Genomic DNA, 18619 nt, shown 5'->3' with positions numbered 1-18619 from the left:
GTGCTCCGGTGAGCGGCCGCGCGGTCGCCTCGCCGGAGACGGTGACGGTCTCGTCGAAGCCGAACAGGCCGAGCATGGATCTGTGGTGGGTGACGGTGACGCGTACGCGGACCCGGGTCTCCCCGTCGACGACCGGGAAGCTGACGGTGTGGCCGGCGGCGCCGGCGGCTGCGAGGTAGTCGGCGACGGCCCGGCGGGCCTGCGGCCGGTTGATCCGGGTGGGCCCACCCTCGATGGCGGTGGCCCGGTCGATGGCCTGACCGCCGGCCCGGGCGGCCTCGGCCGCGAGGTTGTCGGCCCGCTGCAACGTGCGCAGTTGGCCGGCGCCGTCGAAGGCCATGCCGATGACGGCGAGGATCCCGACCATCGCCACCGCGAGGAAGACGCTCACCCGACCCTCGTCGCCGAGGGTGGCGGGAGCCGGCCGGACCCGACCGGCGGTCATCGCCGGCTCCGGTAGCGGTCCAGCGGCGAGGTGAAGCTCGCCGACACCCGGTTGCCGGCGGGCATCCCCGGCAGGACGGACAGGTGCAGGTCCCGGTAGGAGACCGTGCAGACGATCCGCACGGTGACCGAGGCGTCCTGCCCGGCGGGGCTGCGGAACGCCGCGTCGAGGGCGGTGGGCCTGCCGCGTACCGCGCCGCTGAAGGTCACCTCCGGGCTGCCGGCGCAGTCCAGGCCCCGCCAGTCGAGCTGCCGGCGGGCCGCGTCCCGCGCCTCCGCGCGGGCGGTGCGGGCGTCCCGGGAGATCGACGCGGCGCGGGCGGCGTCGTGGGCGGCGGCGTCGATGGCCTCGGCCGCCACGGCGGTACGCCCCGTGACCCCGGCCAGCACGATCAGCGCGATGAAGGCCGGGGCGAGGACCGCCACCTCGATCGAGACCGAGCCCCGCTCGGCGGTACGGCTCACGGCGTGGTCCACCGTTCCACCGTCCCGTGCGCGGTCTGCCGTACCGGGAAGCTGACCCCGGGGACGACCGACAGGGCGCGACCGCGCACCGTGCAGGTCACCTCGGTATTGGTGCTCTCGCAGCTCGGGGCGGGCTTGTCCCAGTCGACGAGCCAGCCGCCGGCGGCCCGCAGGAAGCGGGTGGCCCGGGCCTCGCCGGCCCCGGGCGGCGCCTGGTGCAGCCGTTGCGCGTTGACCGCGCTCTGCGCGGCGTTCAGCGCGGTGGAACGGGCGACGAACCAGGCCGCGGTCTGGATCGAGGCGAAGAGCAGCAGCAGGATCGCCGGCATCGCCACCGCCAGCTCGACCGGGTTGGCCCCCCGGTCGGTCCCGCCGGCTGCCAGGCGCCGGGCGACGGCCAGGGCGGGGCGCCGGGCGACGGTGAGCGCCCGGCGCCCCGGCGAGGAGTCTGCGCGGCTCACGGATCAGGGCTACTTCGGGTCCTGGTGCTTCGGGATGTTGTCCATCCAGTCGTTGGCCGCGCCGAGGGCGGCGGCGGTGACCGCCATCGCGACGGCGACCAGGCCGAAGATGATCACGGCGGTGGGTACGGGGCTGTCCCCCCGTTCGCCGTCGCGGCGCAGCTCGGCCAGCCGCGCCGCCAGCGCGACGTGCAGGTAGGTGATGACGGACATGACGGGCTCCTTCTCTCGGGGTCGGATCAGAGGCGGGCGATGAACGGGTAGACGGCGAAGCCGAGCAGGACGAAGACGAGCAGCGCCCCGGGGATGTCGAGGCGGCTGGTCACCCCCTCGGCCCGCGCCAGGTTGTCGGTGCGGATCTGGTCGCGCAGTGAGTCCGCGCGGCTGCGCAGGGTGTCGTGCACCTGCGCGCCCTCGCTGCCGGAGGAGCGCATGATCGCCCCGACGTCGCCCAGCTCCGGGATGCCGATGCGCTCGGCGAGTTCGCGCAGCTCGTCCCAGGGCGAGTGCATCTGCATCTGGGCGATCCGCAGCGCCTCCGAGATGCGGTCGAAGACCCAGCCGTCGCAGACCGCCGCCGCCCGTTCCAGCGACTGCACCGGCCCGTGGGCGGCGGCGAGCTGCAACGCGACCAGGTCCAGGTAGGTGCAGACGGCCTGGCGGAACTCGTCGCGGGCCCGGTCCGCCCGGTCCAGCACCGCCCGGTGCGCGACCAGGGCGCAGAGCAGCGCCAGCCCGAGGCTGCCGAGCACGGGCACGACCACCGGCAGCCGTACGCCGACGGCGAGAAGGGTGCCCCCGAGCAGCATCGGCGCGGCGAGCCCGATCAGCGCGGAGAGCAGCATCGACAGGGCGTACTGCTCGGGGGTCCGGTCGATCAGGGCGAGCTGTCGGTGCGGTGGCCGTAGCCAGCGGCTCAGCCCGGTCAGCCACTCGAGCCGCCGGTCGGCGGGGGCGGTGAGCTGCCCGCCGCCGGGCGGCTGGTGCAGCCGGCGCAGCGCGGGCCCGAGCGCCGGGGCGGCCGGCACCAGTTCGCGGACCACCAGGAAGACGCCCAGCCCGACGGTCGCCCCGCCGCAGACGGCGAGCGCGAGCTGCCAGTTGAGGACCACCACACTCATGCGAGCACCTCCTGCGGGTCGGGGGCGGGCAGGAAGCGCGCCGGCCGGCGCGGCTGGCTCATCGACCGCACCCAGGCCAGCAGGCCGACGAAGGCCGCGCCGAGGGCCGCCATCACGAGTTGCCCGAAGGGCGTGCCGTACGGGCTGACGTACTCGGTGTTGAGCAGCCCGTACGCGACGGTGGCGAGGGTCATCCCGGTGAGGAAGCGGACCGCGAACCGGGGCTGGGTGCGCTTCGCCTCGATCTCCCGGCGGGTGGCCACCTCGGCCGCCGCCGCCTGCGCGATCGAGCCGAGCACGTCGCCGAGGCGCTCGCCCCGGTCGGTCACGTGCAGGATCAGCGCCGCCACCACCTGGTCGCAGACCGGGTCGCCGATCTCGTCGGCGAAGGCGAGCAGCGCGGAGCGGGCCAGCCAGCCGGCCTGGAGGCGGGCGGCGAGCAGCCGTACCTCCTCCTGGATCTCCTCGGGCGCGGTGGTGACCGTGCCGATGATCGTCTGCTGGAGGCCCTGGCCGGTGGCCGAGACGTCCTTGAGCCGGCGGGTCCACTCACCGACCGCCTCGATCCGGGCGATGGCCCGCTGCTCGGCCTTGCCGACCGAGAACAGCCACGGGGTGCCGGGGACCGCCACCACGACCAGCAGGCCGACCACCGGCAGGCCGGTGACCAGGAAGGCCAGCGCGCCGGCGACCAGCGCGCCGACCAGTAGGGCCTGGTGCGCCCGCTGCTCGCGCGGGCTGGAGCCGGAGCCCTTCCACAGGCGCTCCAACCCGCGGCCCGCGCCGGGCCCGCCGGGCGGCCGGCGGGTGCCGACGAGCGCGACGACCGCCAGCAGCAGCCCGGCGACGCAGGCGGCCCCGGAGACCACCGCGACGAGTTCGACGTTGTCCAGCACAGCGGGTCACCGCCGCCCGAGCCGGCTCTGCCGGGGCCGCCGCCAGGCGCCCGTGCCGGCCTCGATCCACCGGCCGAGCAGCCGGGCGTCGTAGCCGACCCGGAGGAGTTGGGCGCGGATCCGCTCGGGCAGGTGCCGGGGCACCGCCCGCCCGTCCGGCCCGGGACCGAACACCTGCGTGGTGGTGATCCGGTTGCCGTCGCCCACGCCGATGACCTCCTCGACGTGCGAGACGAAGCGGTGCTTGCGCCCGCCGATCGCGGTCTCGTCCTCGACGGTGACGTAGACGATCAGGTCGAGCGCGTTGCCGGCCATCCGGCGGGCCTGGTCGACGGTCATCTCCCGGCCGTGCGCCAGCGCCAGCTCGATGATCCGCTCGCTCACCCCGGCGGGCGTACGCGCGTGGATGGTGCACATCGAGCCGCGGCTGGTCGTCATGGCCTGGAGCATCGGGACGATCTCCCGGGACCGGACCTCGCCGACGATGATCCGCAGCACGCCCATCCGCAGCGAGACGGGGATCAGGTCGCCGATGCTCACCTCGCCGGCCGGGCGGCCGTCCGGCCCGCGCTCGCCGTGCCCCTCCCGGGCCTCGAAGCTCATCACCGCCCGGTGCTTGAGCCGGCGGCGGGCCGGCAGCAGCTCCCGGCTCTCCTCCAGCAGCACGTACGGCTCGTCGGCCGGGATCTCGTCCATCAGCGCCCGGATGACCGTGGTCTTCCCGGCCCCGGCCAGGCCGGCCACCATGATGTTCAGCCCGGCCCGCATGGAGGCGCGCAGGAAGTCGCGCACCAGCGGGTCGATCATCTCGTCCAGGTCGCCCCGGCCGCCGGCGAGGTCGTCCAGGCTCACGTCCAGCGTGTTGTGCTTGCGGATCACCGCGTACGGGCGGTGGCTGACCAGGAACACCGCGGCCAGCCGGCTGCCGTCGGGCAGTTGCAGGTCGAGGGTGGGCTTGGAGGTCGACAGCGACCGCTCGGTGGCCCCGGCGCGGCGGGCCGCCGCCTGGAGGATCTCCACCAGTTCGTCGTCGCTGTCGGCGATCGGCTCGGCCCAGTCCACCCCGCCGCCGTGCCGGGTGACGCGCACCTGGTCGCAGCCGAGGATGTGCACCTCCTCGATGGTGTCGTCGACCAGCAGCGTCTGGAGGCGGCCGAGCCCGGCCAGCTCGGCGGTCACCTGGTCGAGCAGGAGCCGCTCCTCGCCGGCCGCCATCGGGGTGCCCGCGCGGCGCACCGCGTCGGCGTACTCGGCCACCACCGCGACCGCGAGCCGGGCGCGCTCGGTGTCCTCCTCGTCGACGGTGAACTCCCGGCCGCGCTGCCACCGGGTGAGCCGTTCGCTGAGTTCCCGGCGCAGCTCGCGGACCACCTGGAAGTCGACCCGGGCCCGGGGCGGCGGCTCCGGCGGCGGCCCGGCCAGCGGCACCGGAAGGGGCGCCGGCTGGTGGTGCCGCCCGTTGAGCGGGGGCAGCGGCGGCGCGGTGGAGGTGACGCCGGGCGGTGCGGTGGCAGTGGCACCTGGCGGGGTGGCGGTGCCGGGCGGCTGTCGGCGCGGATCGGCGGAGACCGGTTCAAACCGCATCCGGCACCCCCTGCGACACGGGCCAGGCCAGCCGGGCGCGCCGCCGCTCCAACAGCGCCCCGACCGACACCTCCAGGGCCCCGGCCGCGCGCATCAGCGGCCGACCGGCCCGTACGGTGCCGCCCAGGCTGAGCACCTCGGCCGTACGCGGGTCGTCCGGCAGCCGGGCGGCCACCGGCAGCCGCAGCGCCTTGCTCACCTCGCCGCTGCCGTGGCCGTCCCCGACCAGCAGCAGCCGCAGGCTGCCCGGCGGCACCCGGTGCTCGGCGAAGTCCCGCTCGATCGCCCTGACCATCGCGCGGGTGCCGGACAGGTCGGGCAGCCGGGCGCGGCTGACCAGCAGCACCACCGAGGCCGCGCGCAGGATCGGCCAGGGCGGACCGACGACGTGCAGCCGGCCGCAGTCGACGAGCACGTCGTACGGCGGGTCGCCGCGTTCCAGGCTGGCGAAGAAGTCGGCGAACCGCTGCCAGAGCGGGGTGACGCTGCCGGCCTGCGCGGGGTCGACGACGCCGGGCAGCAGCAGCCGTTCCCGCTTCGGCGCGTCCAGGTCGACCAGTTGCGACCAGAACGCGGTCTCCAGATTGCCGTCGCGCAGCTCGCCGACCGCCAGTTCGCCGATGCCCCGGGGACCGTCGAGCGCGCCGCCGAGGTAGCCGGCGAGGATGGACCCGCCGGCCGGGTCGCACTCGGCGAGCACCAGCCGCCGGTGCCAGGTCAGGGCGCAGGCCAGGGCGGAGGTGGTGACGCCCGGGGAGCCCTTCGCCGAGAGCAGCGCGATGATCGCCATGCTCAGGCCGCCTCGGTCAGCACGACGGCGATCCGTTCCTGCGCGGAGAGCGCCACCACGGCCGGCACGTCCCGCACGGCGAGCGCCAGGTAGACCACCACCTCGTCGTCATCGGCGGATGTCGCGGTGTCGATGACCGTCGCCTCGAACCGGGTGGCGGCCCCCGCCGGGTGGCCGTCGTTGCCGTCCGGTGTGCTGACCAGCAGGACCTTGTCGCCGGGGTGCAGCTCGCGGGCGGGCACCTCGGCGGGCCCGAGACCCAGCGCGAGCTGCTGCTGCCCGGGGCCGAGCAGCGGGTCGTCGGTGAGCTGGGCCATGGTCAGCAGCGTCCCGGGGGTCAGCGACACGGCGGCCCGCTTGCCGAGCACCTCGTCGAGCCGGCCGGCCGGGACCGGGGACAGGCCCTGGCCGCCGGTCACCTGCACCGGCACCAGGTCGTCGGCGCTGACCTGCCGGCCGACCTCGACCGGTCGGGCCACGGCGAGGTAGCTGCCGGTGGCGCGTACGGAGGTGACAGCGAACGCCGCCCCCAGGCCGCCGAGGGCGATCAGCAGCACGGCCAGGCCGAGCAGCCCGGGGCGCATTCGGCGCTGCCGCACCACCTTCGGCGGGGCGATCGGCGCGTCCACCGGTCCGGTCCCGTTCCGGGTCGCGACACTCACCGGACCATCTCCGTTCGCGGCTGCGGGGCTCTCAAGATCGGCTCATTCCTGGCGCTCACTCGGACACCACCTGTAGTTCGTTGATCCGGACCGGGACGGTGCCCGTCGTCCGGGTGAGGGAGATGACGCCGCTCTCGCCGCCGCCGTACCAGGTCACGGTCCAGTGCGTGGTGGCGCGCACGCGGTAGTCGCCGGCCTTCGGGTAGCCGCTGTCGTAGCCGCAGTCGGGGGAGTCCTGGCCGGCGTGCTGGCCGTCGGCCCGGTACGGGGTGCCGGCGCCGTAGCAGGTGACCTCGCCGCCGTTGCCCATGTCCCAGACGATCCGGTCGAACGTCGCCGTGATCTTCACGGTGAGGCCCCGGTCGGTTTCCGACGCCTTCTGGGTCGGCCCGAAGTACTTGGGATCGTCGTTGCTGCCCCACATCCAGACCGGCAGCCCGACCAGGCCGGGACCGTTGCTGCGGCGGGGGGCGACCGCGATCCGGGGCGCCGCGATGGTGATCTTGGCTAGTGCCCGCCGGGCGAGTTCCTCCGGGTCGGGCGGCGCGCCGAAGCCGGGCGGCGGGGCGTCGAGCAGGACTTCGGTCTGGGTGCCGACGTCACCGCCGTTGCAGGTGCGCGTGTACCACTGCTTGCCCTCGGGGGCCTCCTGCTGCGGCTCGGAGAGCCTGTAGTAGCAGCCGTCGCCGTTGTTGAACCAGCCGAGCACGTCGTCGTAGCACTTGACCATGCGGCCGTTCCACTGGCACTTCCCGCCGCCGCCCCCGCCGCCACCCGGGTCGCCGCCCCCGCCGGTGTCCCCGCCACCGCCCGGGGTGCCGGGGTCGTCGTCCCAGACGCTGCAGTCGCTCTGCCCGGGCGGGCACTCCGCGCCGGGGTCCGCGCGCCCCGCGGCGGGTGCGGACACGGCCGCCCCGAGCGCCAGCAGCAGCGCCAGGCCGCCGCCGGCCAGCGTGCGGGTCGCCCCAGCCCCGGCGGTGCGCGTGCGGGTCGCCCCGGTCCTGGTGCGCGTGCGGGTCGCCCCGGTCCTGGTGCGTGTGCGGGTCGCCCCGGCCCCGCTCGGCGCGACGGCCGGGGCGCCCCCTCCTCCCCAGGTCAGCACGGCAGGTCCTCGTGGGCGGCACCGGCGCTGATCAGCCAGCGGCCGTCCGGGTACCGGGTGGCGGTCGCGGTGGCCAGGTGCCGGGTTCCCCCGGTGCCGGGGACGACCCGCTTGTCCCTGGCGTAGACCAGGCGGTAGCCGGTCGAGTCCAGGCAGTCCTGGATCTCCACGGTGGGCGGGCTCGAATCCAGGCTCACCGACGTCACGGTGGGGTCGGAGACCAACGTGCCGGTACGCATCGCGCCGTGCTCCTTCGCCTCGCGGATGGACAGTCGGACCCGGGTCAGCAGCGGGTCGGCGAGGAAGCGCGACAGGTCCGGGTGGTGGGGGTCGCTGCGCCCGCTCGCCGTGCGGGACGCGGCGAGGTATCCGGCGTACGCGGCCAGGGCCGCCTTCCTGGCCGCCTGCTCGTCAACGCCCCGATGGGTCGGGGTCGGGGCGCCGCTGGCGGGAGCCGCCCGGGTGGTCGTCGCCGGGTCGGCGCCGCAGGCCGTGACCGCCGCGATCGCCGCGATGGCGAGCAGGCGGGCCGTCGACCGGCCGAGCTGCCGTCCGCGCACGTCGTGCCTCCTCGGTGGCCGTCCGGAGGTCGGTGCACCGGCCTCCGGGCATGCGGCGGCGCGGCCGAATGGGGCCACCCGGACCTGTCGGAAAAGCGTCGTCGCATTCGCCATTATGGATATCTATAAATGCAAGCCCTGGGTCGTCCTGTCGTTTAGTCGCGGGGTTGCACCGCACCCAAGGGGCGAGCATAGGCTGACGTCCGCCGATGCAACAGAGGCAATTCAGATGGACACTGTGAGTGATGACAGGTGGTGGCGAGGGATGGCTGCGGGCGGTGTGATCGAGTCGGGCTGCGGGGTTCCGCGGGGCGGCTGGAAAAGTCGACGCGGTGGGAGTCCGTCCGGTGAACGAGTGGGCGTCGTGGTCGCCGGGGGCTGTCCCGGACGCGGCGTCTGGTCCGATCCGTCCCCCGCCCTGAGGTATCAAAATTTCATTCGTATGGGATTCCCGCTCATGTGGTCGCGCCATTGCCCCGCGCATTTCCGCGATTCCGGCGGGAGGGGCGCAGGCCGCCGCGCCCGTTACCGGCCGATCAGGGTGTCGCTACCCTCCGTGTCGCGCCCCGGCGTCCGGCGGGAGGGCCGTCCATGGCGCTGACCGAACCGCCGGTGCTGGCGGAGCCCGCCGGGCCGCCGCCGGTCGCCTCCCGTGCCGCGCGGGCGCTGGCCGTCCTCGCCCTCGGCCCGGTGCTCCGCCTCGCCGCGATCCGGTACGCCGTACCGCCGGGGGTGGCCACCAGGACCGGGTGCGACGCCTGCGGCGCTCCGATCGGGCTGGCCCGGCCGTGGCCGGCGCTGGGCCCGACGGCCCGGTGCGGGCGGTGCCGGGCGCGGGTCGGCCCGCCGCCCGGCGCGGTCGAACTCGCCGTGGCGGCGGCGCTCGGGGTGCTGCTGCTGGTCGGTCCGCCCGCCGCGGTGCTGGCCGCCACCGCCTGGTGGCTGGGCTGGGCGATCCCCCTCGTCTTCGTCGACGCGGCCGTGCACCGGCTGCCGGACCGGCTCACCTGGCCCGCCGCGGCCGGCACCTGGCTGGTGCTCGGCGTGGCCGCGCTCGCCGGGGCGGGTCCGGCGCCCTGGCTGCGGGCCACCGTGGCCGGGGCGGGGCTGGCGCTGTTCTTCGCCGCCACCACGCTGCTGCTCGGCCGGCGCGGGTTCGGCCTCGGCGACGCCAAGCTGGCGCTCGGCGTCGGCGCCCTGCTGGGCTGGTACGGCTGGGCCCTCCCGGTGGTCGGGCTGGTGCTCGCCCTGCTGCTCTCCGGGCTGGTCGGTGTCGCGCTCCTGGCCACCCGCCGCGTCGGCTGGCGCAGCCACCTCCCCTTCGGCCCCTTCCTGGCCCTCGGCGCCGTCGCCGCGCTCCTCCTGACCTGACCCGCCGCCTCGGGCTCCCGCCCCCGGCTCCCGCCACGGCTCCCGCTCCCGCGATCTTGCACTTGTGGCCCGGGACGTGGGGCGGAAAGTGCGAGATCGCGGGGAGCGGGAGGGGGAGGGTTAGCGGCGGGCGGACGTGGCCTGGTCCGGGATGGGGCGCTCGGCGTGGCGGGCGCGGCGTTGGAGCAGGCCGGCGGTGGGGCGGGCGAGCAGCGGCGTGAGCAGCGCGGTGACGAGGGCGCCGAGCAGGACGCCGACGACCACGTCGTGCGGGTAGTGCACGCCGACGAAGGTGCGGGAGAACGCGGCCAGCGCCGCCACCGGCACCGCGACCAGCCCGACCCGGCGGGACAGCAGCAGCGTCGCCACCGCCAGCCCGCCCGCGATCGTCGAGTGGTTGCTGGGGAAGGACCAGTCGCCCGTCGGTGGGCAGTGCCCCGCGATGATGGCCAGTTCGGTCGCCACCGCCCGGCAGGGGCGCTCCTGGTCCACCACCACCTTCAACGCCTCGCTGCACCCGTACGCGAGCACCACCGCCACCGGCGTCACCAGGGCGTACGCGCGGGAGCGCGGGCCGCCGCCGAGGCGCGACACGGCCCCCACCAGCCACAGTGCCCCGAGCAGCAGGATCGCGGCCTCGGTGAAGTGCCCGGCGAACCACTGCACCGGTTGCGGGGTGTCGGCGGCGAAGTCGACGATGTCCCTGTACCACTCGGCGCTGATCTCCGGCACATCCGTCGTGCCCGTATCAACCATGACTCACCTCACCAATAGTTCATACCGCGTTTACTTCACGGACAATCCTGGAACACCTGGAAGTCGGACGCAGTGTGCGCTGGTCGGGCCGGGACCCTGACTTTCGTCTCAGCGATCTCTCAGCCCGGTCTGCCACGGTCGACCCGGTACGTCGGACTCCCTGGAGGCGCTGTGCACGACACCCCGACCGCCGATCGGCCGCCGACCGCGCCCGGGACCGGGGACGACGAGGCCTGGCGGATCCGGCGTACGGAGGCGGACCTCGACCGGCTCGCCGAGACGGAGTCGATCTTCGCGCTGGGCAACGGCTGGGTCGGCTGGCGCGGCAACCTGGACGAGGGCGCCCCGTACGGCATGCCCGGCAGCTACCTGAACGGCTTCCACGAGCGGCGCGAGCTGACCTACCCCGAGGACGGGTACGCCTTCCCGCAGCTCAGCGACACGGTGATCAGCGCGCCGAACGCCGCCCTGATCCGCCTCTGGGTCGACGGCGAGCCGCTGGACGTGCGCACCGGCAGCCTGCGCACCCACGAGCGGGTGCTCGACCTGCGCGCCGGGGTGGTCGAGCGGTACACCGAGTGGGTCTCCCCGGCCGGGCACGGCGTACGTGTCCGCAGCACCCGGCTGGTCTCGCTGCCCCGCCGCCCGGTGGCCGCCGTCCGGTGGAGCGTCGAGCCGCTGGGCGGGACGGTCGACGTGCGGGTCTGCGCCGACCTGCTCGCCAACGAGCGGGTGCCGGAGCGCTCCGACGACCCCCGCGCCGCCTCGGTGATCCATGACCCGCTGACCGCCGAGTACCGCCACTCCAACGGGCACGACGGCGTCCTCGTGCACCGCACCGAGCGCAGCGGGCAGCGGGTCGCCGTCGCCGTCGCGCACGAGGTGCGGGCCCCGGACGGCTTCGCCCCCGGCGTCGACTGCGCGCCGGACCGGCTGCGCCTCACCCTGACCGGGACGGTGCGCGCCGGCGAGCGGCTGGAACTGACGAAGTTCGCCGCGTACGAGTGCGCCACGGTGGACACGACGCCGCCGCAGGGGCTGGCCCGCCTGGTCGTCGAGGAGGCCGGCGCGGCCCGCGCGGCGGGCTTCGACGCGCTGCTCGCCGCCCAGCGCGCGGCCCTGGACGCCGCCTGGCAGACGGCCGACGTGCTGCTCGACGGCGACGCCGAACTCCAGCAGGCCATCCGGTTCGCCGTGTTCCACCTCATCCAGGCGGGCCGGCCGGACGGCGACCGGACCATCCCGGCCAAGGGCCTGACCGGCAACGGCTACGACGGGCACGTGCTCTGGGACACCGAGGGCTACGTGCTGCCGGTGTTGACGTACCTCGCCCCGGAGGTGGCCCGGTCGGCGCTGCGCTGGCGGCACGCCCACCTGCCCGAGGCCCGCGAACGCGCGGCGGAGCTGCGGCTGGCCGGGGCGACCTTCCCGTGGCGCACCATCGGCGGCCGGGAGTGCTCCGGCTACTGGCCGGCCGGCACCGCCGGGCTGCACGTCAACGCCGACATCGCCGACGCGGTGCTGCGCTACGTCGCCGCCACGGGCGACCACGAATTCCTCGCCGGATCCGGGCTGGAGCTGCTGGTCGAGACGGCCCGGCTGTGGCACGGCTTCGGCCACTGGTCCGACGCGGGCACCTTCCACCTGCGGGGGGTGACCGGCCCGGACGAGTACTCCGCCCTGATGGACGACAACCTCTTCACCAACCTGATGGCCCGCCGCAACCTGCGCGGCGCCGCCGACGCCGCCGAGCGGCACCCCGAGGCGGCGACCCGGCTCGGCGTCGACCCGGCCGAGGTGGCCGGCTGGCGGGCCGCCGCCGACGCGGTCTTCGTCGCGTACGACGGCAAGCGCGGGGTGCACCAGCAGGCGGCCGGCTTCACCGCGCAGCCGGAGTGGGACTTCGCGAACGCCTCCGACGACGACTACCCGCTGCTGCTGCACTTCCCGTACCTGGAGCTGTACCGCAAGCAGGTGGTCAAGCAGGCCGACCTCGTGCTCGCCATGCAGCGGTGCCCGGGGGAGTTCACGGCCGACGAGAAGGCGCGCAACGTCGCCTACTACGAGGCGCGGACCGTCCGGGACTCGTCGCTGTCGGCCTCCCCGCAGGCGGTGCTCGCCGCCGAGGTCGGGCACCTCGACCTGGCGTACGACCTGTTCGCCGAGTCGGTGCTCCAGGACCTGGCGGACCTGGGCGACAAGACCGGCGACGGGCTGCACCTGGCGTCGCTGGCCGGGGCGTGGCTGGCGCTGGTGCAGGGCTTCGGCGGGCTGCGCGACGACCGGGGGGTGCTCTCCTTCGACCCCCGGCTGCCGGCACGGATCGACCGGCTCGGCTTCTGCCTGCGCTGGCACGGCCACCGGCTGCGGGTCACCCTGACCCGGGACGAGGCCCGCTACGAGCTGCCCGACGCCGACCCGGCGACCGGCATCGAGGTGTGGCACCACGGTGAGCCGCTCCGGGTCACCGGCGCCGGGCCGGTGGCACGGCCGATGCCTGTCGTCCCCGACCCCGGCCCCGAGCCGCCCTCCCCGCCCGGCCGCCGCCCCACCCGCCGCTCCGCCGGCGACCGCTGACGCCGCGATATCCCGGGGCGGACGCGGGCCGCGGTTGGCTAGGGTGGCGCGGTGTCCGACCTCCAGCGGCTCGCCGCCCACCACGCCGCCGCGCTGCTGCGCTTCGAACGCGAGAACCGGGAGTGGTTCGCCCGGTCGGTCCCGGACCGGGGCGACGCGTACTTCGCCGACTTCGACGCGCGGCACGCGGGACTGCTCGCCGAGCAGGAGACCGGCGCGTGCCACTTCCACGTCCTGGTCGACGCCGACGGGGCGGTGCTGGGCCGGTTCAACCTGGTCGACGTCGCCGACGGCGAGGCCGAGCTGGGCTACCGGGTGGCCGAGCGGGCCGCCGGGCGCGGGGTGGCGACCGACGGCGTCCGCCGCGTGGCCGCGCTGGCCCGTGCGACGTACGGGCTGTGCCGGCTGAGGGCCAGGACGACCCTGGACAACGCCGGCTCGCTCGCGGTGCTGCGGCGCACCGGCTTCACGCCGGTCGGCGAGGTGTCACTCGACGGGCGTCCCGGCCTGCGGTTCGTCCGCGAGCTGACGGCCGACGACTGACGCGCCGGTCATCCGCTCCCGGACGGCCTCCAGCGCCTCGAAGGCGTACGCCCAGTTGTGGCACTTGAAGCTGCGCAGCCCCTCGATCGGGGTGCGGCAGTCGGCGCAGCGCACGCCGGCGATCGCGTCCGGGACCTCGGTGTTGACGTACTTGCGGTCGCCGAGGATGACCGTCGCGATCATCATCCGGTCGTGCACGCCGGAGAGGGCGGAGGAGACGATGTCGTACCAGGTGACGCGCCGCCCGCACTTGGGGCAGTCCGGTTCGTCGCCGCTGACCCACAGCGGGGCGCCGATGCTGCGCAGCGGCATGCCGAGCAGCTTCTCGATGCGCCGCACGTCCGACTCCGGGGTCGTCCACCGGTGCGCGCCGGGCAGCGACGCGGGCGAGTCGTAGACGGCACGGAACAGGACCGGGTCGACCTCCACGGTCTCGCGCTGACGGGTCATCGGCGTGCCTCCTCACGGTCGGTGCCCCCACCGTCGTCGCAGGTGGGGGCAGGCTCAACCGGATCAACGACACGGCGGGCCGCCGGATCGCGTCGTGGCCGACGACATCCGCCGGCCGGCTCAGCTCTCCGGCGGTGGCGGCAGTTCGGCGTGCCGCACCCGGTAGCCGCCCTCGGTCACCGGGGCGAAGGGAGCGGGCGCCATGCAGGTGCCCACGCTGCCCTCCCGCCACTGCCCGTCCGGGCCCTGGTCGGCGTTGACCACCGCCCAGGAGAAGCCGACGCGGTCGCGGCCCGGCCCGTCGTACACGCTGAAGCCCAGCCGTCGCCCGACGAGGTCGGCCACCGGCGCGTCGGCCTCGGTGACCACGGCGGTGAGGGTCGCGGTCCGCGCGGCCGTGACCAGGCAGTCGACGCGGGCCGCGAAGCGGACGGTGGAGCCGTTCGCCGCGACCCGGTGGGCGACGTGGACGGTCCCGGTCGCGTCGGTGGGCAGGCCCTGGGGCGCCCCCGGCAAAGGTCGGGTGTACGGGGTGGCGCGCGCGTCGAAGCTGAAGCTGCGCACGTCCTGGTCCGGCGCGAACGTCAGCCGGATCTCGCCGCTGCCGGTCACACGCGCGGTCCCGGCGGGCTCCCGGTCCGCCGTCGCCGAGGCGGTGGCGCCCGACGCGCCGGCCAGGGCCACGCCGACCACGACGGCCGCCGCGCCCAGCCCACGGAGTGTCGTCCTCATCGATCCTCCCGAAAACGGTGGCGACCTCTCGTCGCCCTCGCCCTCCAGGCTTCCGGCCGGCCGCCGGCTACACCTCCCGCGGCGGCGTGAGTCCCCTCCTTCCCACGGGGGACGCCCCGCCGCCGGCCGTGCCGGTGACCGTGCCGCGCGGCGTCGTCGCCACGGTGACGCGGCGACGACCGGCGCGCCGACGGCGGCTGGCAGCGGTTCACCGAGCGTCGCCCGCACGTCCAGTCGCTGACCTCGGGGCGCTGGAAGCCGACCGGCTTCACCCGCGACCACCGGTACGCGTTCTGGTCGAGCCTGAGCTGACCCCGTACGCCTCACCGAACGGCCCCGGCGCGCACGCGCGTCGGGGCCGTTCCGCGTCCCCGGGCGGCCCCGCCGTCAGCGGTCGTTCAGCATGAGCAGCACCGTCTCGTGCTCGACGTCGAGGAACGCCACCCGCCCGCGCGTGGCGGGCGGGGCCTCGTCGTACGACCGGCTGTGCAGCCAGCGGGCCCCGGCCGGGACGTGCGGCCGGAGGTCGGGCCACACGTCGGCGGGCGTCCTGCCCTGGTCGTGCAGTGCCGGGTCGCCGGCCGCGACGGGCGCGAAGTCGTACTGCTCCGCGAATTCTCGCGCGTCCTGCGGATGGAGCCTGACGACAGCCTGGTACGCCCAGTCCGTCGGACCCGGGACCCGGGAACACGGCTCGCCCAACGCGCGAGCCTGCCAGTGGATCTCGGGATAGTCCCCGAGACCCGGCAGCTCCTCCGGCGGGTCCCAGCGGTCCACCCGGACCTTGGCCTCCGCCTCGTCCACCGACTCCTGGCACCCCTGCGCCTCGCGTGCCGCCGCGCCGCCGCAGCCGGCGACCAGCCCGATCGCCGTGACGATGGTGGCGGCCCGTGCCAGCGTCCCCGTCCTCATGGCGAGGACAGTAGACGGTCGTCGCTCACCCTTCACCGGGCCGACGCCGGCCACTCGTCGGGCTCACGTCGGTTCAGGCGTCGACGGCGGTGCCGGCCCGGCCGGTCAGAGCCTTCCAGGCGGTGTCGGCGAGTTCGCGGACGTCGGTGTCCGTCAGGGTGCCGTCGACCAGCCACCGGTAGACGAGCGGGCCGGCGAGGAGATCGCGCGCGGTGGCCGGTGAGGTGTCGGACGGGAGGTCGCCACGGGCGATGCCGCGCTCGACGACGTCGGTGATGGTGTTGAGGCGGGGACGCAGGTACCGCTCCCGCAGCGGTGCGGCGAGGTCGTCGCGCCCGATGCTGTCGGCGAGTACGCCGAGGATGACCGGCGCCAGGCCGGCGAGCCGGTCGACGAGGCCGCGTGCCAGGTGGTGCAGGTCGGTGCGGGTGTCGCCGGTGTCCGGGGCGGGCGCGACGGGCACCGCCTCGGCCAGGGCGTCGACGACCAGACCGGCCTTGTCGGGCCAGCGGCGGTAGACGGTCGGCCTGGTCACGCCCGCCCGGGTGGCCACCTTCTCGATGGAGAGGGCGCGGTAGCCGCCGTCGCGGAGCAGGTCCAGGGTGGCGTGCAGGATCGCCGCGTCGGTCTCCGGCCGCCGGGGTCGGCCGCGCTCGTTGGCCACGTCACATCCTCTATGATTTACGAACTGTATCGTAAATTATAGGCCCATGACTTCGCGGAAGGACGGAGCCCTCCCCGCGGCGGCCACCTGGGGGCTGCTGGCGGCCTGGGCGATCCACGACGCCGAGGAACTCGCCACGATGGGCGGCTGGCTCGACCGCGCCCGGCCACGGCTGCGGGCCCGCTTCCCGCAGGTGCCCGAGCGGGTGTGGGACCAGCTCCGGGTCAGCCCGGCGCAGGCACGCATCGCCATCGGCGCGATGGGCGTCGTGATGGCCGCCGCGGCGGCCCGGGGCGCTCGCACCGGCGGGCGCAGCGGCTTCTACCAGTCGGCCCTGGTCGGCTTCGGCCTGCACGCGGGCGGGCACGTCGCCCAGGCCGTGGTCACCCGCGGATATACCCCCGGCGTGGTGACCGCGCCGCTGGTCGTCGCCCCGTTCTCGCTGTGGGCCTGGCGGCGTCTGCGGGCGGCCGGCGTACCCCAGGCCGGTGGCGGTGCCGCAGCGAGCGCAGCCCTGCTGCTGCCGCTCGTCGCCGGCGCCTGTCACGCCGTGGCCCGCATCCTGGCGCCGGAGCGGCCACGCTGACGGGCGTGCCGGCAGAACCGATCGACGGCGGCGGCACCGCCGCCAGCAACCCGGCGACCCTGGCACCACGCCGGGCGGGAGCCGGCACCCGCAAAGCCAAGATCAGCGCTAGCGATCTGGCAGGAACTGTGCCGCCCACATCGCCTTCGCCCGGACGCTCGGATCCGCGCTCAGCTGGGTGAGGATGTGCCGGGCTCGCACAGGGCAACGCTTGCCATGCAGGAAGCCTAGGGCCCTGGCGAACGCGGGAACCGACGTGCCCGCCCAGCAAGCCGTTCCGGCCAAGACCTTGGGATCACTCGATGCCTCGCGCCCACCTACGATCTGACCCATGCGTCGCGTCGCGCCGGTATTGGCTCTCATGCTCCTGGCCGCTTTGTCCGCTTGCACTTCCGAGCCGAAGGACGCCGGGCACACGACGTTGACCGTCCTGCTGGACCGCGACGTGACGGCAGCGCAAAAAAGTGTGGTGGAGCAGCGGCTACGCGCGATGCCGAGCGTCGAGGGCGTCGCCTTCGAGACCCGCGAGCAGGCCTACGAGAAACTGCGGAAGGACTCGCCGGACCTGGTGGCGGATCTGGATCCGGAGAACATGCCGGAGTCCCTTCACGCGACCGTCACCGACGCGTCGGTCGCCGAGGCGGTCGATCTGGTGATGGGTACGGTCGACGGCGTCGAGTGGGTTGGGCTCAGGATCGCCGATGCTGATCCCCTGCCGTCGCGGATCGGGGCGATCGTCCGGCTGGAACCGACGGCTACGGACAAGCAGCGAGCCGCCGTAGAGGAAGCCGTCCGGGCGCTGCCCCGCGCGGAGTCGATCGAGTTCGAGGAGCGCGACGCCGCCTACGAGCGGCTACGCAAGCAGTGCCAAGGCAAGGGCGACCTCGCCACGCAACTCGACTCGCAGGTGGCACGCGCTTCGCTGCGGCTCCAGCTTCCCTTGAACGGGAAGGGTGGGACCGGGCTACCCGAGATCGAACGCCTCGATGGCGTCGAGGCGATGCGCCTGGTGCCGGTGGCGATGCTGTGAGTGGCGCCGCCGGAGCGGCCAACGGGGGGTCCCTACGTCGTCCTCCTCCGCAGCTCGCAGCGACCGTCGGTGCAGGAGCGCTCCAGGCGCCCTGACGAAAGCGTCTGCACGAGGCCGACCGTCCAGCACATTGGACAGCCGCGGAGTGCGAGCAGGCCAACGGGGAAGAGCAGCAGGCTCACCGGGCCGACGACCGGCAGGAGCGCGATCGAGCCGATCAGCCCGCCGAACCCGACCACGCCACGGGCGAGGTGCCGCGCCAGCGATTGACTGGCGAACGAGGGACCGTCAGCCATCGATCATCCCTCCCCGCAGGGTGCGGTGCACCGAGGCGCGGGCGCGGTGCAGCCGGGACTTCATCGCGGCCGTGCTGAGGCCGAGCGCGTCGGCGACGGCCCGGCCCGGGAAGCCCTGGATGTCCCGCATGATCAGCACATGACGCTGGTCGGCGGGCAACGCGGCGATCGCCTCGGCGACGCGGCCGGCTTCGAGACGTTGCAGCACCTCGTCCTCGGCCGACGCCGTGGCGATGTCGGCCACTGGCGCAGGACGATGGCCGACGAGCCGCAGCCGGCGCAGGCATTCGTTGCGTACGATCCGGAACATCCACGATGCCAGCGCCCCGGAGGCACGCAGCGTGCCAATCTTGCGGTAAAGGATGATCAACGCCTCCTGCGCCGCATCCTCGGCATCTTCGGGCGTGGCGCACAGCGTGTGCGCGAACCGCCGCACGCCCGGGTACGAGCCGGAGACCAGTGCGGTGACCGACGCGATGTCCCCGCGCTGGGCGGCGATAACCAACTGCTCGCTCGGCCATGCGGTCTCAGCCACGGGAACGTCCCCTCCGCCGCAGCAGGAATACGGTGCACATGCAGACCACGAGGGCTCCGACGGCGATGGCAACCCACCATAC

General features: G+C 74.9%; 22 protein-coding genes and 1 pseudogene. 5 read left to right on the top strand and 18 right to left on the bottom strand.

Annotated features, from left to right (window positions below; genetic code table 11):
- Nucleotides 1-4: 4 nt before the first annotated feature.
- The 11 genes and pseudogenes from ABZ793_RS00415 to ABZ793_RS00365 form a co-directional block, all read right to left on the bottom strand.
- Nucleotides 5-445: pseudogene (locus ABZ793_RS00415) on the bottom strand (hypothetical protein); the annotation flags it as partial.
- Complete coding sequence (locus ABZ793_RS00410) at nt 442-921, bottom strand: TadE/TadG family type IV pilus assembly protein (protein WP_357449646.1); 480 nt, start codon at nt 919-921, stop codon at nt 442-444. The gene ABZ793_RS00410 and the pseudogene ABZ793_RS00415, both read right to left, overlap by 4 nt.
- Entirely contained in the window at nt 906-1370 is a 465-nt protein-coding gene (locus ABZ793_RS00405; RefSeq protein ID WP_357449643.1) for a TadE family protein, read from the bottom strand. Before ABZ793_RS00405 ends, ABZ793_RS00410 begins: the two co-directional genes overlap by 16 nt.
- 9 nt (nt 1371-1379) lie before the next feature.
- A complete protein-coding gene (locus tag ABZ793_RS00400) occupies nt 1380-1583 on the bottom strand; it encodes a hypothetical protein (protein WP_350702076.1) in 204 nt (67 codons plus the stop codon).
- Nucleotides 1584-1609: 26 nt separating this feature from the next.
- Nucleotides 1610-2491 (bottom strand): type II secretion system F family protein, encoded by an 882-nt coding sequence (locus ABZ793_RS00395; protein WP_357449640.1) that lies wholly within the window; start codon nt 2489-2491, stop codon nt 1610-1612.
- A complete protein-coding gene (locus ABZ793_RS00390) occupies nt 2488-3387 on the bottom strand; it encodes a type II secretion system F family protein (RefSeq protein ID WP_357449637.1) in 900 nt (299 codons plus the stop codon). Before ABZ793_RS00390 ends, ABZ793_RS00395 begins: the two co-directional genes overlap by 4 nt.
- A gap of 6 nt (nt 3388-3393) precedes the next feature.
- Nucleotides 3394-4971 (bottom strand): ATPase, T2SS/T4P/T4SS family, encoded by a 1578-nt coding sequence (locus ABZ793_RS00385; RefSeq protein ID WP_357449634.1) that lies wholly within the window; start codon nt 4969-4971, stop codon nt 3394-3396.
- Nucleotides 4961-5761, bottom strand: a complete 801-nt coding sequence (locus ABZ793_RS00380) for a ParA family protein (RefSeq protein ID WP_357449632.1) — start codon at nt 5759-5761, stop codon at nt 4961-4963. Before ABZ793_RS00380 ends, ABZ793_RS00385 begins: the two co-directional genes overlap by 11 nt.
- Before the next feature lie 2 nt (nt 5762-5763).
- Entirely contained in the window at nt 5764-6423 is a 660-nt protein-coding gene (locus tag ABZ793_RS00375) for an SAF domain-containing protein (protein WP_357449629.1), read from the bottom strand.
- A 55-nt stretch (nt 6424-6478) separates the two neighbouring features.
- Entirely contained in the window at nt 6479-7348 is an 870-nt protein-coding gene (locus tag ABZ793_RS00370) for a hypothetical protein (RefSeq protein WP_357450584.1), read from the bottom strand.
- Between the two features lie 170 nt (nt 7349-7518).
- On the bottom strand, nt 7519-8085 hold the full coding sequence (locus ABZ793_RS00365; protein ID WP_357449626.1) for a hypothetical protein: 567 nt from the start codon (nt 8083-8085) through the stop codon (nt 7519-7521).
- A 591-nt stretch (nt 8086-8676) separates the two neighbouring features.
- On the opposite strand from ABZ793_RS00365, the gene ABZ793_RS00360 reads away from it, so the two are divergent.
- Entirely contained in the window at nt 8677-9456 is a 780-nt protein-coding gene (locus ABZ793_RS00360; RefSeq protein WP_357449623.1) for an A24 family peptidase, read from the top strand.
- Between the two features lie 120 nt (nt 9457-9576).
- On the opposite strand, the gene ABZ793_RS00355 is transcribed toward ABZ793_RS00360, so the two are convergent.
- The gene (locus tag ABZ793_RS00355; RefSeq protein WP_357449620.1) at nt 9577-10212 is read right to left on the bottom strand and encodes a phosphatase PAP2 family protein; all 636 of its coding nucleotides are present in this window, start codon (nt 10210-10212) and stop codon (nt 9577-9579) included.
- Between the two features lie 171 nt (nt 10213-10383).
- Between ABZ793_RS00355 and ABZ793_RS00350 the strand changes: the two genes are divergently transcribed.
- Complete coding sequence (locus tag ABZ793_RS00350) at nt 10384-12789, top strand: glycosyl hydrolase family 65 protein (RefSeq protein WP_357449617.1); 2406 nt, start codon at nt 10384-10386, stop codon at nt 12787-12789.
- Between the two features lie 51 nt (nt 12790-12840).
- Nucleotides 12841-13332, top strand: coding sequence for a GNAT family N-acetyltransferase (locus ABZ793_RS00345; RefSeq protein WP_357449614.1), 492 nt, complete (start codon nt 12841-12843; stop codon nt 13330-13332).
- Here the strand turns inward: ABZ793_RS00345 and ABZ793_RS00340 are convergent.
- From ABZ793_RS00340 to ABZ793_RS00325, 4 genes are all read right to left on the bottom strand, one after another.
- Nucleotides 13276-13782: a hypothetical protein gene (locus ABZ793_RS00340; RefSeq protein ID WP_357449611.1), complete on the bottom strand. Its 507-nt coding sequence runs from the start codon at nt 13780-13782 to the stop codon at nt 13276-13278. The two genes, ABZ793_RS00345 and ABZ793_RS00340, sit on opposite strands and share 57 nt — an antisense overlap.
- 120 nt (nt 13783-13902) lie before the next feature.
- The gene (locus ABZ793_RS00335) at nt 13903-14514 is read right to left on the bottom strand and encodes a hypothetical protein (protein WP_357449608.1); all 612 of its coding nucleotides are present in this window, start codon (nt 14512-14514) and stop codon (nt 13903-13905) included.
- Nucleotides 14515-14901: 387 nt separating this feature from the next.
- Complete coding sequence (locus tag ABZ793_RS00330; RefSeq protein ID WP_357449605.1) at nt 14902-15426, bottom strand: hypothetical protein; 525 nt, start codon at nt 15424-15426, stop codon at nt 14902-14904.
- Between the two features lie 73 nt (nt 15427-15499).
- Nucleotides 15500-16090, bottom strand: coding sequence for a TetR/AcrR family transcriptional regulator (locus tag ABZ793_RS00325; RefSeq protein WP_357449602.1), 591 nt, complete (start codon nt 16088-16090; stop codon nt 15500-15502).
- 46 nt (nt 16091-16136) lie between these two features.
- On the opposite strand from ABZ793_RS00325, the gene ABZ793_RS00320 reads away from it, so the two are divergent.
- Both ABZ793_RS00320 and ABZ793_RS00315 read left to right on the top strand, forming a co-directional pair.
- Nucleotides 16137-16676 carry an HXXEE domain-containing protein gene (locus ABZ793_RS00320; protein ID WP_350702049.1) on the top strand — a complete coding sequence of 180 codons (540 nt, stop codon included), beginning with the start codon at nt 16137-16139 and terminating at the stop codon, nt 16674-16676.
- Nucleotides 16677-17007: 331 nt separating this feature from the next.
- Nucleotides 17008-17706 (top strand): permease-like cell division protein FtsX, encoded by a 699-nt coding sequence (locus ABZ793_RS00315; RefSeq protein ID WP_357449598.1) that lies wholly within the window; start codon nt 17008-17010, stop codon nt 17704-17706.
- Between the two features lie 32 nt (nt 17707-17738).
- On the opposite strand, the gene ABZ793_RS00310 is transcribed toward ABZ793_RS00315, so the two are convergent.
- Nucleotides 17739-18002 carry a hypothetical protein gene (locus ABZ793_RS00310; RefSeq protein ID WP_357449594.1) on the bottom strand — a complete coding sequence of 88 codons (264 nt, stop codon included), beginning with the start codon at nt 18000-18002 and terminating at the stop codon, nt 17739-17741.
- Nucleotides 17995-18537 carry an RNA polymerase sigma factor gene (locus tag ABZ793_RS00305; RefSeq protein ID WP_357449590.1) on the bottom strand — a complete coding sequence of 181 codons (543 nt, stop codon included), beginning with the start codon at nt 18535-18537 and terminating at the stop codon, nt 17995-17997. Before ABZ793_RS00305 ends, ABZ793_RS00310 begins: the two co-directional genes overlap by 8 nt.
- Between the last annotated feature and the right edge of the window lie 82 nt (nt 18538-18619).

It is taken from the genome of Micromonospora sp. NPDC047465, assembly GCF_040643125.1.
Classification (GTDB): Bacteria; Actinomycetota; Actinomycetes; order Mycobacteriales; family Micromonosporaceae; genus Micromonospora.
This window is presented reverse-complemented; position numbering and strand designations above follow the sequence as displayed.

Excerpts from the sequence above, each read along its gene's own strand:
- ABZ793_RS00400 (WP_350702076.1), bottom strand. The coding sequence starts at position 1,583 with ATGTCCGTCATCACCTACCTGCACGTCGCGCTGGCGGCGCGGCTGGCC.
- ABZ793_RS00395 (WP_357449640.1), bottom strand. The coding sequence starts at position 2,491 with ATGAGTGTGGTGGTCCTCAACTGGCAGCTCGCGCTCGCCGTCTGCGGC.
- ABZ793_RS00385 (WP_357449634.1), bottom strand. The coding sequence starts at position 4,971 with ATGCGGTTTGAACCGGTCTCCGCCGATCCGCGCCGACAGCCGCCCGGC.
- ABZ793_RS00380 (WP_357449632.1), bottom strand. The coding sequence starts at position 5,761 with ATGGCGATCATCGCGCTGCTCTCGGCGAAGGGCTCCCCGGGCGTCACC.
- ABZ793_RS00360 (WP_357449623.1), top strand. The coding sequence starts at position 8,677 with ATGGCGCTGACCGAACCGCCGGTGCTGGCGGAGCCCGCCGGGCCGCCG.
- ABZ793_RS00355 (WP_357449620.1), bottom strand. The coding sequence starts at position 10,212 with ATGGTTGATACGGGCACGACGGATGTGCCGGAGATCAGCGCCGAGTGG.
- ABZ793_RS00340 (WP_357449611.1), bottom strand. The coding sequence starts at position 13,782 with ATGACCCGTCAGCGCGAGACCGTGGAGGTCGACCCGGTCCTGTTCCGT.
- ABZ793_RS00335 (WP_357449608.1), bottom strand. The coding sequence starts at position 14,514 with ATGAGGACGACACTCCGTGGGCTGGGCGCGGCGGCCGTCGTGGTCGGC.
- ABZ793_RS00330 (WP_357449605.1), bottom strand. The coding sequence starts at position 15,426 with ATGAGGACGGGGACGCTGGCACGGGCCGCCACCATCGTCACGGCGATC.
- ABZ793_RS00320 (WP_350702049.1), top strand. The coding sequence starts at position 16,137 with ATGACTTCGCGGAAGGACGGAGCCCTCCCCGCGGCGGCCACCTGGGGG.
- ABZ793_RS00315 (WP_357449598.1), top strand. The coding sequence starts at position 17,008 with ATGCGTCGCGTCGCGCCGGTATTGGCTCTCATGCTCCTGGCCGCTTTG.
- ABZ793_RS00310 (WP_357449594.1), bottom strand. The coding sequence starts at position 18,002 with ATGGCTGACGGTCCCTCGTTCGCCAGTCAATCGCTGGCGCGGCACCTC.